Source organism: Bacteroides mucinivorans (genome assembly GCF_034654355.2).
In the GTDB taxonomy this organism is placed as follows: Bacteria; Bacteroidota; Bacteroidia; order Bacteroidales; family Bacteroidaceae; genus Bacteroides; species Bacteroides nordii.
The window spans coordinates 3,810,497-3,825,117 of sequence record NZ_CP178179.1 but is presented as its reverse complement, the minus strand read 5'-3'; the positions used below and the strand labels follow the sequence as shown (position 1 = coordinate 3,825,117).

Genomic DNA, 14,621 nt, shown 5'->3' with positions numbered 1-14,621 from the left:
CCTTTTTATAAAGGTAACCATCGGCTGATATTTCTTTCGGTAGCACTAAACTCTACACCTATTTTTATCAGTTCACGTCCGTCTGCCTGGTATGGAATCAGATATCCTTTATCATCTATTTGCTGTAAGGCTTCTTCGGCTGTGCCATTGAGCTTGAATTCAAAAACATAGATGAATTTGGGAGTTTTTACTACAGCGTCTGCCCGTCCGCGTGCACTGCGTATTTCAACGTCAGTAAACTGGCCCATTAGTTTAAAGACAAGGTAGAACACTACTTGGTAATGACGCTCGGTTTTATCGTTCAATTCATAAGGGAAATCGGCAAAGAAGGCTTGCAGGCGGGTGAGGAAGGAGTTATAATTACCTGCACGTAACTCCTGGATAAATTTTCCGATGTAGAAACTTTGGTCATTGTTTGCCATAGAGGTGTAGAAGGGTACTAAAAAATTGATGAAGCCATATCGTACCTCATCATTCGGAAACTCCAACAGGTAGTTCCCAAATTCTTTATCATAGTCTTTTATCGTCAGATAGCCGCTCTGGTAAATCAATGGAATCGGGTTATTAGCATCTACTCTGTATTCTGTAAATGAAGAGGCAGAGGCTTCTACTCCGTCAATCAATGTACGCAGATCGTACTCACTTCTTTGCAACAGTTCCACAAGGAAAGTAGGAGTACCTGTCTGAAACCAGTAATTACTGAATTTATATCCGTCAAAAACGTTGAGAACGCTAAATGGATTGAATACTCCTTCTGTAAACTCGCAGAAATGATAGCCGTCATACAAAGCTTTCATCTTATGAAGTGTCTCTTTTGGAGTCAACTGATTCGTTTCTGCCAGTTTCTGTAGTTCCGGAGTAAAAGTATCGATTAGTTCTTGCTTAGTAATACCACATACTGTAGCATACTGAGGCTTCATGCTAATATCATTTAGTTGGTTCAGGTCACTGAATACACTTACTTGTGCAAACTTTGTCACTCCGGTGAGGAAAACAAAACGCAAATAGCGGTCGTAACTTTTTAGTACACCATAAAAGGCTTTTAGCGTCTGGCGATAATTATCCAGCAAAGACATATTGTCCAATGCTTGTAGCAAAGGCTTGTCATATTCGTCTACGAGTACCACTACGCTACATCCCGTTTGCTCACTGGCACGACTAATGACATAACCAAATCGTTCTTCGGGGCTACGATCTTTTTTCTCATTACCATACAGGCATTCCCATTTCTCCAAATGTTGGTTGAGTATAGCAATTAAATCGTCGGGTGTTTCATATTTCTTGGCATTTAAGTCCAGATGAAGTACCGGGTATTGTTTCCATTCTGTCTCTATTTGTTCAATAGCAAGCCCTTCAAACAATTCCTTTTTCCCTTTGAAGTAAGACTCAAAGGTAGAAAGCAACAAGCTTTTACCAAAGCGGCGGGGGCGGCTCAGAAAATAGGGCTTTCCTGTATTCGCTATTCTCCACACAAAAGCAGTCTTATCTACATATAGGTAATCATCTCTACGAATATCTTCAAAAGTCTGTATCCCGATAGGGAGTTTACGCAATACACTGTTCATGGTTATTTTTTTATTTATTGACCATTCAAAGATACTCATTATTTCCATAAACCATTTCCTGCTTGGGCTAAATTTAAAATACAATAGTAAGCATACAAAATTGGTTTATTGATAATCTGTGTTTGTAAATAGTGAATGGATTAAGGTAACGTATTGATAATCAGTGTTTGTCAAAGTGTACACTCTTGTACAACTAAAGTGTACATTCTTGTAGTACAAGGTTGTACACTTTTGCATAATATGATTGTACACTTTTGCAATCTCTCTTCATTTAATGAATGCAGATAACTTAAATTACACAGATTTTAATAAAACAGAATAGGGTGATAAATAGAAACTATCTATTATCACCCTATAGTATTATTACTCTATAACTTTATGTTATATCATCTTCTTACCAAGAACGTCCTTTGAATACGTCTGACTGATCCAATGGTACAATATTACCGCTCAGTGTAATTGTATTGTTGTTAAAGTTCGGGTTTACAGTAACAGTGGCATTATTACCTCCATTGGTCAGTGAAATGAATATCTGAGCTGAAATTCCGATACCCTGTACACTGAATGAACAGTTAACATTACCTTTTTTGTCCGTTGTAATTTTCATATCCGATGCGTTACCGTCTACTGTTACACCACCAATTCCGTTAGGACCGGGGTATGGAGTATTGAAAGCAACTTGTACAGTAGATTTCTGACCATTCATCATCACAAAATTTGTAGTCGTTGATACAAAAGCACTCTGTCCGTTACGGAAGATCACCTGATCGGCTTCGAGCACGAACTGTTTGTTTTTCAGTGCTTGTACAGCCTGCTGATAAGCTACTGCGTCGGCTACTTGTTCTTCTGCTTTCAGTCTTGCTCTTTCTGCGTCTCTTTGTGCTTTACGATCGGCGCGACGTACGGCTCTTTCTGATTCCTGTGCATACATCATGGTAGATGCACTTACCAATACTAATGCTAATAATGCAATAAACTTTTTCATAACTTTTTTTTGTTTAGGTTTAATAACGTTGTTCGTTATTGCAAAAACAACATATATCAAAGATTGTTCATGAACATTTCACAATTTTATGAAGTAGTTAAGTTTGTCTATCAGTGGCAAGTAGTTTAGTGGTTATCACTTCATTAGTAGTTAAGTAGTGGATAACCTTGCCACTTGACTCCTGATTAATTCACACATCAATACCTGTGAATGTTTTCAGGGCATACCCTATAAGAAAGCTTATTCCGGCCACACTGAAACTGAGTACGGCCATTTCCATAAAACGTTTTCGGAAACTTTCACCACGTGCCACCGAGTAGTAATAATTGAACAATGCTATAATAATAAGTGCCATAGCCAACATTACTCCCAATGCTATCAGTACATTGCTGATTAGAATGAAAGGAGTTACCAGTGCAACTACCGTAATGATATAGGCAATACCTGTGTAGATAGCTGCTTTTGCCGGATGTTTGCTCTTATCGCCTTCCGATTTGGTAGACAGGTATTCCGATGATGCCATAGACAGTGCAGCAGCAATACCGGTAATACTTCCTGTTAGTGCTATCAGTTTATGGTCACTCAGTGCCAGGGTGAAACCTGCTAATGCTCCGGTAAACTCTACCAAAGCATCATTTAGTCCCAGTACCACAGAACCCATATATTCCAACCGTTCTTCGTTTATCAGCCCGATGAGCTTTTCTTCGTGTATCTCTTCTTCGCGTGACAAACGCTGCAAATCCTCACATTCCGTATACCGGGCATAGTCCTGATGGGCACTGTTTTCGCTGGATTCCATAAGTTTAATGGCAAATGTGATACCCAGGATACGCGCTAACCAGTAGTATTTGGTAATACGCCAGCGGTTGGGCTTCACTTCGGTATTCGTATACTTTTTGAGTGTATAGTAATGGGCTTTCTCTTCGGCAGAGATCAAGCGTAGTACCTTGCTGTTGGATGTATCTTTTTCAATAGAAGCCAGTCGGTCGTACACAATACTTTCAGTATACTCATTTCGCTGGAAACGAATAAACTTCTCGAGATCTTTTGAGGTTAAATTCATGTTATCTTATTTCTATATTTTAGCTTTCGGGCAAAGGTACTACAAATAGACTAAATGTATTCTCTATCTGTTAGTATAGCAATAAAATTTATTAAAAATTTGCGCTCTGTTGGATTTTTGATAGTACATTTGATCATTAATTGAAATTATTGATATCATGAAGAAGATAGTAACTTTTGGAGAGGTACTTTTGCGTCTTACCACTCCCGGTAATCTGCGTTTCTCACAATCCCGTGACTATGTAGCTACCTTTGGTGGCAGTGAAACGAATGTAGCGGTTTCTCTTGCCAACTTTGGGATACCGACCGAATTTGTAACCCGTTTACCCGATAATGATATAGCCCGTGCCTGTATCAGTGATCTTCGTTCACATGGACTCCGTACGGATGGTATTATTTATGGTGGCGATCGTATGGGAATTTATTTTCTTGAAAACGGGGCTTCTTTTCGTAACTCAAAAGTAGTATATGACCGATCGGGTTCTTCTTTCTCTACCCTTCGCCCGGGTATGATAGACTGGGAGGCTATTTTTGCTGATGCCGGATGGTTTCATTGGTCGGGAGTAGCCGCCGCTTTGTCACAGGACGGTGCCGATACTTGTCTGGAAGCTCTTCAGATGGCAGACCGGATGGGACTAACAATCTCTTGTGACTTGAACTACCGGAAGAACCTGTGGAAATATGGACGTACGGCAGCTGATGTGATGAAACCGTTAGTACAGTATAGTGATGTGATATTTGGTGCGGAACCTGAATATAAAGAGATATTAGGTATTGCTCCCGTAGGCTTTAAGGCTGTAAATACAGATTATCGACTCAATCTTGAAGGTTTTGAAGAGGTAGGAAAGCAAGTAGCAGAGCTGGTTCCCCGTTGCAGGAAGATGTTTCTTGAGCTACGCAATTCTTTATCTGCCAATCACAACTTGCTTGCCGCTGTGCTTTATTCCGATGGATCGTTAAAGCATACGGGGATTTATGACATTACTCACGAAGTAGATCGTGTAGGTACGGGAGATGCTTTTGTTGGCGGACTCATTTATGGTCTGCTCACTTATCCCGATGACGATCAGAAAGCATTGGATTTTGCGTTGGCAGCTTCCTGTCTGAAGAATACTTTCTATGGAGACTTCAACCTGGCAACTGTTGCCGAAGTAGAAGCGCTGATGAATGGTGACTCTTCTGGCAGGGTACAGCGTTAATTTCGAAGTAGATGGCGTCTTTGCCACCAGTAACGGATAAAGAGTACTCCGGTTGCGATCAGAGCCAATGACAATCCGGTATAAAATACGGATATGAAACTGGTGGGTAACAGGTGCAGACTTCGTATGCTGATGCCTAATGAAATCATGAAGATCATGACAATCCAGCTCTTTACATCGAAAAAAGAGAAGGGGCAATTCTTTTCCTGTTTCTTTTGGGTGATGCGTTCGGTATGTTTATAGTATAGTCTTCTGAATATAAGAATGAAGAATAGAAGGAACACTACTGTGGCTTCACCCATTTTGAACAGCCAGTATTGAGAATCATTAAGCCATGTCACGATTCCTATTCGCAGTATATTTGCCCCTGCCACTATCCATACGATACCGGCAGTAATCAGTAAAACTTGTCTGTTGACTCCGTATTTCATACATTAAATTTATAGATTGATGCACTAAACAACAAATAGAACTACCATTTAGGTTCACTTACGTGAGAAAAAAGTGATAAATAATGAACAACTGGTCAACAAAACACCCGTACCTATAACTCCATACCAACCAAATGCCTGCCAGAAAGTACCTGCCAGAAAGGTACCCATTGAACCGCCAACAAAGTAAGTAGTCATGAAAATAGTATTGATGCGATTGGAAGCATTAGGACAAAGCTCAAAGATACTGGTCTGGTTGCTTAATTGAATGCATTGCATGCCAATGTCGATAATAATAATACCTGCTACGATGCCCAAATAGGTGTTTTCTCCTGCAAAGAGCAGAAACCATGCAAAAAGTATCAATCCACAACCGATAAAGTTGAACCGGCGGACGCCCACTCTTTTTACGTATTTACCTACCAGTGATGCTGATAATGCTCCGGCTATTCCACAGAGTCCTAACATACCGATAACATTGCTTCCGGCGTGGAAGGGAGCTTGCCCCATTTTGAATGCCAGGCATGACCACATGGCCAGAAAAGAGCCAAATGCCAGTGCTGCCCGTATGGAGTAGATTCGTAGCTGTGGGTATTCTTTCAGTAACAGAAACAGTGATTTCATTAATTCACTGTATTTCCCTTTGAATGTGGGTTTTATATCCGGCAGTACTTTAACAACTACAATTCCACATATCAGCATCAGGGCAGCAGCTATGTGGTACATTTCCCTCCATCCGAAGATTTCGCCGATGAACCCGCTGATTACCCGGGAAGCGAGAATGCCGGTCAGCAAGCCTGAAACGACAAGACCTACGTTTCGCCCTTTATTCTCAGGTCTGGAGAATTGCGAAGCTATCGGGATGAATATCTGTGGTATTACTGAACAAATACCCGTAAAAAGAGATGCTGTTAATATAACATGTATGTTCGGTGCCAGTGCAATAGTCAATAGCGAAACAATCAGTATTGCAAAGTTAATAATGATGATTTTCTTTCGTTGATACAGGTCGCCTAACGGGATGATAAATAAAAGCCCCAGTGCATATCCGATCTGTGTAATCATAGAGATCAGGTTTGTCTTAAACTCTGATACACCCATGTCGTGGCGTATCATGTTCAGTAAAGGCTGGTTGTAGTAAAGATTGGCTACTGATATACCGGCAACAATTGCCAACGTCCAAAGTATGGATGCCGGTAATCCTCCGTTTTCTTTTAAAGTCTGTTTCATGGGCGCAAAGATAGAGAATTGAGCCTACTCTACAAAGAAAGTCACCGAAACTGTATTTCCTTCATTGTCTACTGCCGTCATTGTGTGTTTTCCTGACGAGGGGAGTAGGGATATCTTGTGAAAATCCTGTGTCTCGGCCAGGTAGTTATTGTCTAAATGCCAATATACAGTAGCTTTGGGAACGCTATGCACCAGTTCAAAAGTCAGCTGGCTTTTGCTCCCGTCCATTTGTTTGGGCAGAAATATGCGGGCATTCATGGTGGGATAGACAAACTGCATCGGACGGAGAATATCTTCCCCGCATCCGGATTTGAAGGGAGGCAGAGGTTTGTATTCCGGGTGGCGTTGTTTGTAATACCATTCCCAAACAGGCGGTAGGGTGAACCAATTCTTTTGAATGGTAGCCTCTGTATTGATGCAACTTTCGTAGATACGTTGAGTGCCGTCTGCCGATAGGTTGATTCGGTGGTGATAGGGGCAAGCTTCGGTTCTGAGTCCGGCAGGAAGTATCAGTATAGTGTCTGTCTCTTCACAGAAGCGTCCTTTCAGGTGTCCGGATAGGTGACAAACCTCTGCGTCTACAAATCCTTCAGAAGGTCTGACGAACCAGGGAGACGATGGTAACAGATTGAATACGTCGAACATGACCGGCCCCGCAGTGCGTGCCCCGACAAGTCCCGGTTTACCTTCTCCGGTAGCATTACCCACCCATACACCTACGGCATAGCGAGGGGTGACTCCTACTGCCCATGCATCGCGAAAACCATAGCTGGTTCCCGTTTTCCATGCAATAGTTTGCATGGAAGGAATAGTGCGCCAATCAATTTCTTCCGGTCGGTTTACTTCTTTTATGGCATCAAAAGTCTGCCATACGGCACAGGGAGAAAAGGATGAGGTTGAAACTGCAGATGAGACATTGTAGGTAGAGTCGGAGAGTAATAAAGAGCAGCCGGTTTTATCCAATCCTTTCAGGCAGCGTGCCATGTCTGTATAGGCACAGGTGATATCCCACAAGGTTCCCTCGGCACCTCCCAGAATAAGGGAAAGCCCATAATGGGAAGCAGGGCGGGTAAGGGTACTGATTCCTGCTTGTTTCAGGAAGTTGTAAAACTTTGGGACACCGTAACGTTGCAACATTGTTACGGTAGGGATGTTGAGTGAACGTGCCAGTGCTTCGGAAGCAGGGACGGCTCCCTCAAACTGCTGGCTGAAGTTCTGTGGAGCAAAACCATTGATATTGATCGGGATATCAGGTAATAAAGTATGTGGAAGTATACTGCCTTCCTGTAACATAGCGTAATAAAGGAAAGGCTTGAGAATACTTCCCGTACTGCGGGGGGAACGGATGATGTCTACCTGATTGCCGCTGTTTGCTTTATTGAAATGTACATTACCGCAATAGGCTATGGGCTGATTCTTCTGAACATCAATGACCAGTATGGCTATGTTGCGGATATCACTACGGGAGAACTCACCATTCCAACGCTCTATCAGTTCTTCTATCTGCAGCTGTATTCCCCGGTCGATGGTGCTTACAGAATAGTTACCGTTTCTCGTCTGGTAGAAGTAGTCAGTGAGATGCGGAGCAATCTGTGGTAGTGGCTTGGGCTCTTGGGGCAATGGCTCGCTGAGGGCAAGTTCGTAGCTTGAATCATCCAGCACTCCTTTTGTGTGCAACCGTGTGAGGAGACGGTTACGTTTATCGAGCAATGCCTGCCGGCTTTTGGAAAGATGAATCATAGCAGGAGAATTGGGAAGTACGGCGAGCATAGCTGCTTCTGCCCATGACAGATCGTCTGCCGAATGGCCAAAATAACGCCAGGCAGCGGCATCCAATCCTACTACATTTCCTCCAAACGGAGCATGGGAGACATATAAAGAGAGTATCTTCTCTTTTGAATAACGGAACTCTAACCGGGTAGCCCATATCATTTCGATAAATTTCTCGCTGAAGGTACGGGGATTGTTGCGAGCCAGACGGATGGTCTGCATCGTAATTGTACTACCTCCACTGATAACTCGTCCGGCTTTTAGATTCTGATAAGCTGCTCTTCCTATTGACACTGGGTTTACTCCCCAATGGTGAAAAAAATGGTTATCTTCAAATTCAACGAAGCAGGCTTGTATCTTTGCCGGAGTCGTAGTACGGGGAGGAAAACGCCATTGCCCGTCCGGGGCAATACGTGCTCCGAGAAGCTCATTATTCCGGTCGGCCACAACAGTAGAGTAGGGTACATGGAATAGTTGCCGGGGAAGGCAAAAAATATACCCTATTAACAGGAGTGTAATAACCCCTCCCCCTATCATTTTACCCTTCTTCCTTCTCTTTCCTTCTCCCTTCTCCATTCTCCCTTCTCTTCCCCTCTCTATTCAACCATCGCTTTTCCGGCCTGAGTCCTTGCCTGTGCTCCGGAATCGTACATTGCTTCGCACTGGATAGCAGGTAATATGAAGGTTCCTGCATAGGTTGCCTGCAATCGTATGGTGAAGGTTTTAGACTGTCCCCGTTTCAGATTGAAATAGGTAAGTACACGGTCATCACGGATATCCCGATAGGTATAACTGTTGTTCGTATCAGTACTTGTGGCTTGTTCCGGGTAGTCTATCATACGTTCATTATATATCTCCCAACCCGATGGTATGATATGTGTCAGTGCCAGGTCGTTGTAGTCGGAAGTTCCACTGATGTTGGCTACCGTAACTACTGCCATAAAGTCTGTACCTTGTTTGATAGGATTTATGGAGATAGCTGTACCGTTCATATCAGTATATCTCACATCCAGACGTAAATTGTTTGCCATTGCAGGTAAAGTATCATTCAGTAATTGTGTCCGGGTGATAAGATCTACATTTAATGCTCCTTTTCCATTATTTTTCACTGTAACTTCACCTCCACCGGGAGCAGTGGCAAGTGTTTTCTCAAACACGGCTTTGGCAGATTTTACAGCGGGTTGTTGTTTACCATGCAGTGTCCACGAAAAGTCAAGTGTGCCTGATAGTTTTTCGGCCAATCTGCCCATTGCCATTAGAGCAAATGCTGTGGATTGGGTGTTGAACCACTCTTCACGGGATAAAGTTTGTGACACTCGTTGTGCCTGTGCAAACGCTTCCCGTTCACGTCCCATTAATAGCAACGTTTCCAGTATCATAGATTCATCGCGGTCATAAGATCCGTATACATAACTTCCCGCAGAAGAGGAATAAGGCTCTACTGTAGTCTTGGCATTAAATACCAACTCATTAGCTGCTTTCATTTTTCCGTTTAAGGCGTATGCTGCCGCCAGTCTCCATTTAGCTTGTAAAGAGAGAATTTGTTCCATCTCCTTCAGGCGGTTCATGGCCCCGTGTTCCGGTGCTCCTGCCAATGCCAGTGTGTATAGTCTGAACGCTTGTTGCAAATCTGATTGCCAGTAATATCCGGTATCCTGTTGAGGTGTACGCCAGTTTTGTGCAGCCGAACGTTGGAAACGCTTCCACTTATTGAGTACATTGGCATTTACGGCATATCCTTTTTCCTGTGCCATTACCAGGAACATTCCGGCGTAGGAGGTTATCCATTCGTTGGCAGAAGCATTCCCTGGCCAGTAAATAAATCCTCCGTTGGGTAACTGACGGGCATACAGTTGTTTGATTGCTTCCTGTACATTTGCCTTTATTTTTTGAGATTCGGCTTCGTCTACTGCTTTGAACTGACTGATAAACAGGAGTGGGAGAGCCTTGGAAGTTAGCTGTTCTGTACAGTAGTGCTGGTAATTGTACAAGAAGTCGAATCTACGGCTGATATCTACCGACGGGATACGGGATACTTCCAGCTTGACACTGTTTTCCGGTGAACGACTGCCTAACCTATAAGATAGTTCACAGCTTTGCCCGTTTTCTATCCATTTACTTTCACGCAGTGTTACCACCGGATTAGGATTACGTACCTCTATCTCAATTGTTTCCGAAACTTTCTTCCCGGCTCCTTCGGCTGTTACGCGAAGGGTTGCTTTACCGGATTTGCTACCAGTCTTTAGTTTGAAGAAAACTAACTGGTCACCCGGTTTTACGAATGAAACCGACTGTTGGGAGGCACCGCTGATTTGTGCACCACCCGATGCTGAAACGGATACTTTTACATTCTTCACTTCTTTCTCCATGGCAAATACATTGACCGGGAGTGATATCTCCTCTTGTGTACTGAGTACGCGGGGTAATGTTGAAAGAATCATGAGTGGGGTACGTACCGGAGTTGTCTTTTCTGCCCGTCCGTATGCTCCGTTTTCTCCTGCCACCACCATGGTACGTACTGAACCTACGTACATTGGAAGCGTGATTCGGTGTGTCTGGCTTTTACCCTTGCCAATACTGAACGGACCGATAAAACGTACTACCGGTTTGAAACGGTTTGCTTTGGTATCTGCCGGTTTTAATGTTTCATCACCTCCGGTACTGAACAGTGAATTGTAACTACCTGTATAGGCTCCCAACACATCGTCATACATGTCCCATGTACGGATGCCTAATGCTTCCCGTGCATAAAATTCATTCCACGGATCAGGTGTTTTGAAGTTGGTAAGGTCAAGTAGTCCATCGTCTACGATAGCCAGTGTATACGTCATTGGTTTACCTGTCTTTTCGCTTACCGTCACATTGAATTCCGTTTCGGGACGAAGTACATCGGGCATCTGAATTTGGGGTTGGAGTACGGTTTCTTTATTAGTCACAAATATCGGCATTACTCCGTACATGCGGATGGGTAAATCATTTACTGTTTGTGCATGTGGTTGCAGCAGGCTGATGTGCAGATAGACATTAGGTGCCATTTCCGGGGTCACTTTGAACTGATATTTGGTGTCTTCTTTACCGGATACATCCAACCATTCACGTTGTAATACCTCTGAGCCGTTTTCCAGAGCGATAAGTGCTCTGCCTCCTGCTGAGGCGGGGATGATGGCAGTTACCGTTTCACCTGGTTCGTAAGATTCTTTATCGAGAGAGAAAGCTAACATTTTGATACCACTCGGATCAGTCTTACTGGAACGTCCACGCCATTCGGGCCAGTCTACGTAGACTGTACCTCCGGTAGCATGTCCGCTTTCTGTGTCTTTCACATACACCAGATAACGTCCCCAATCGGGATAGTTGATGCGGAATCTGAAACTGCTCTTTCCGTTTATGGTATTCAGCTTTCCGCTGGCCACAGGGGTATAAGAACTGCTGTTGACATAAGTCTCAAATGATTCTCTGGAACTTTCCCACCACCAGCTCCAACTGATGCGGTAAATCTTATATTCAAGTCCCGAACGATTCACTGGTTTTCCTTCCGGATTCACGGTGACGATGTCAAATACATGATCCTTATCTGTCTCGATATATTTACCTTTGGGCTGATTGAGATTGATACCTACGTACGAATTGAAAGGAGAAAACGGTACACTTGTTGTGTTGATACTTGCATCTCCGCCCGGTTCGAATACCCGGGTGGTAATATTGGCTTGTAGCATACCCGGTGCATTTCCCGATTCGGGTAGTTTGAGGGTGAACGATGCATTGCCGTTCGCATCCAGCATGCCGCTGAATACGTCCATGCGTGAAGAGGTGAACTCTGTTGCCGGATTATTGAATATATATTGCCCGTAATTCTTGAATTGCGTATTGACTTTGGAGAGTGACATTTCGACTTTTGTTTTCAGTCTTGAAGCCTGGGCACCTGTTAGCCATGCTGACGACAAAGTAGTACGTATCTCTCCATCCGAGGCTTTGAGTATCTCTCCCTGAAGCTGTAGATTGATTTTCAGACGGTTGGGCTTTACCGTTTCTATTCGTAGTGACTTGTGAAAGGCCGTTCCTCCAACCTTCACGTAAGCATTCCATAGTCCGGTAGGATCTTCTGCTCTTGTTGGTACGGCGAAAGTATACAGCCCGTTTACTCCGTTAGTGGAGATTAATTTATTGTAGAATTGTCCCCGCGGATTGTAAATTTCCAATGCTACGGGGTGTTTATCCGGTATCCGGTTGTTGCGGTCTTCAAGCATGAACGAGATGTGTAGTGTATCGCTGGGACGCCATACGCCTCTTTCGCCATATACAAATCCTTTTAATCCTTTCTGTATATCTTTACCGCCTACGTCAAAACGACTGACTGACTGTTCTTCCCCGTCTGCCACCCGTACATATGCTTTTTGCTTTCCGGCTTCTGCCACAACAATGAAAGGCACACCTTTAGTCTCAATGACAGTGAATCCGTTTTTGTCGGTTTCGGCTTTACCCACTGGCTGTAGCTGAAAATTGTAAGCTGTTACTATAGCTTTCTCTACTGGGGTAGTATCTAATATGTTATTTACAGTAATCCACAATTTGTTGACCGAGTTTCGCTTTACAATCATACCAAGATTGGATGCCAGAACATTACATGCAGCTGTTCGGTCTGCTCCCATATAGTAAGATATATGGCAGGGGTTGTCGCGCTCTTCCCAACGATATTGTCGCCAGTCCATTCCTTCGGAACCGTTGTAATAATAGTAGGTCTGCGGAGTATCCCACACAGCTTCATCTTCTTCTGACAGTTGTTCGGAGGATAGTTTTGTTAACTGGTCCGAACTTTCGGAGAATTGTAATTCTTTGTCATCTTCTCCGCATGGATAGGCCGAATAGGCTTGTTTGAACGAAAGGGTGATCCGGTAGATGGCTCCCGGTTCCTGATTGATCAGTCCGGAGAGGTCAATAGAATAATCTTCCCATTTGCGGATGTCTTTAGACGGGTCTTTATCCAGATGTAATGTCTTTTTATAAACCAACCGTCCAGACCGTCTCAATTCGTTGGAAGATGAAAGAGTGTTTGTCTGCATAAACATCAGTACATTGCTTTCAAATATACGGATCACATTCAAGTCAACAGCATGCAGGCTGACAGCCCGGAAAGGGATAATCAGATTTTTGGAGTCGGGCAAAATGGCAGCATCTGTACGTAGTTCCACTTGTGGTTTCAGGCTGGGTTGACTGAAGGAGATAGAATGGGAGGTGCCGAGTTTTTTTCCTTTCCTATTTTTTATACCTTCATAGATTCTCAGTGTGAGTTTATTGGAGCGATTGGGCTCGAAGTATATGTTTACTTTGTCATTGATTACCTGAAATGTGTACGAAGAGAGTTCCGCGATTTCAATGAGTCCCTTTAGGTCCTGTGTGGTAGATACGGGATCGGAGAACGAAATTTGTATTCCGTTCTCTGGTTGCTCTATGCGTTGTGCAGACATGAAGCGGAAGATATCTTTTGCCGGAATGGTCACCTTCTCAACAATTTTCCGGTCTATACCTGCCACTTTTCCGTTCAATGTTATTTCCAGATCGTAATCTTCCTGTGCTCTCGGTATACGGTTGATGTTGAAACTGTATCGCATCGGATTTCCTGTGCCTCCTACAGAAATGGCATAATCTGAAGAACCATTTCCATTAACTGAGATCATTTTCTCTACTTGTACGTTGTCAATCTTGTCGCTGAAACGTATTTCTCCTTTAACAGAGGCGTACTCGGGGGTAGCGGCAGTTATGTCGAGTGGTTCCATTGCCAATGAGAAATCCTTTTCCTGTACCCGGAATGAGAAATTAAATTCTTTCAGACGTTTGTCTACTTTTACAAAGTCTCCCAGTTGAAACGAAGCCTCATACATTGTTCCTGGTTTAAGCGCTCCTTCTTCGGGCAGGAATTCTATTGTGTTATTGCTTATCCAATATGTTTTTCCTTTCAGTGAAGGCGAAAAGCGGAATGGATTCTCTTTGAGTTCGTTATTTAAATCTACTACGGGCTGATCTTGGGTCAGTTCTATTCGTATGGGTGAGGATTGCGATATTACCCCGCCTGTATAGGCATTTACATAAGGTGTAAATTCCGAAGAAGGAACAAGTTCTTTCTGACTGCCTGCACATGAGCTCAGGCTTATGATGATGAACAGAAGAACAGAATACGCGGCTGGAATCATTGTTGTTCGTTTCATGGTAAAGGTATTAAAAGTTTAGTGACCAAAGATAATGAAAATATGCTTTTTACTATATTGATTCATCTAAAAAAATAAAACAGTCTTTGATTGGGGGGGGATATCTTTTATCAGGGCAATCGCACCAATTTTAGGTTCAATTGACCATCGCTTGGCGTACCTCCCCGTGCGGGAAG

The 14,621-nt window shown here is 43.4% G+C and carries 8 protein-coding genes; 1 reads left to right on the top strand and 7 read right to left on the bottom strand.

The genetic code is table 11. The features are described from left to right. Positions 1-5: 5 nt before the first annotated feature. The 3 genes from VCM39_RS14740 to VCM39_RS14730 form a co-directional block, all read right to left on the bottom strand. Positions 6-1,565, bottom strand: a complete 1,560-nt coding sequence (locus VCM39_RS14740) for an ATP-binding protein (protein WP_322932971.1) — start codon at positions 1,563-1,565, stop codon at positions 6-8. A gap of 394 nt (positions 1,566-1,959) precedes the next feature. Beyond that, positions 1,960-2,550: a DUF4251 domain-containing protein gene (locus tag VCM39_RS14735; RefSeq protein ID WP_002561860.1), complete on the bottom strand. Its 591-nt coding sequence runs from the start codon at positions 2,548-2,550 to the stop codon at positions 1,960-1,962. Positions 2,551-2,740: 190 nt separating this feature from the next. After that, entirely contained in the window at positions 2,741-3,613 is an 873-nt protein-coding gene (locus tag VCM39_RS14730) for a VIT1/CCC1 transporter family protein (RefSeq protein ID WP_221648883.1), read from the bottom strand. Between the two features lie 157 nt (positions 3,614-3,770). Between VCM39_RS14730 and VCM39_RS14725 the strand changes: the two genes are divergently transcribed. Further along, positions 3,771-4,811, top strand: a complete 1,041-nt coding sequence (locus tag VCM39_RS14725) for a sugar kinase (protein ID WP_221648882.1) — start codon at positions 3,771-3,773, stop codon at positions 4,809-4,811. Here the strand turns inward: VCM39_RS14725 and VCM39_RS14720 are convergent. From VCM39_RS14720 to VCM39_RS14705, 4 genes are read right to left on the bottom strand one after another with little or no spacing between them, the layout of a single operon-like run. Next, entirely contained in the window at positions 4,808-5,242 is a 435-nt protein-coding gene (locus tag VCM39_RS14720; RefSeq protein ID WP_321028864.1) for a hypothetical protein, read from the bottom strand. The two genes, VCM39_RS14725 and VCM39_RS14720, sit on opposite strands and share 4 nt — an antisense overlap. 54 nt (positions 5,243-5,296) lie before the next feature. Then, positions 5,297-6,472, bottom strand: coding sequence for an MFS transporter (locus tag VCM39_RS14715; protein WP_321028865.1), 1,176 nt, complete (start codon positions 6,470-6,472; stop codon positions 5,297-5,299). A gap of 24 nt (positions 6,473-6,496) precedes the next feature. Continuing rightward, entirely contained in the window at positions 6,497-8,779 is a 2,283-nt protein-coding gene (gene pbpC / locus VCM39_RS14710) for a penicillin-binding protein 1C (RefSeq protein ID WP_323673990.1), read from the bottom strand. A 59-nt stretch (positions 8,780-8,838) separates the two neighbouring features. Beyond that, complete coding sequence (locus VCM39_RS14705) at positions 8,839-14,445, bottom strand: alpha-2-macroglobulin family protein (RefSeq protein ID WP_322932973.1); 5,607 nt, start codon at positions 14,443-14,445, stop codon at positions 8,839-8,841. Between the last annotated feature and the right edge of the window lie 176 nt (positions 14,446-14,621).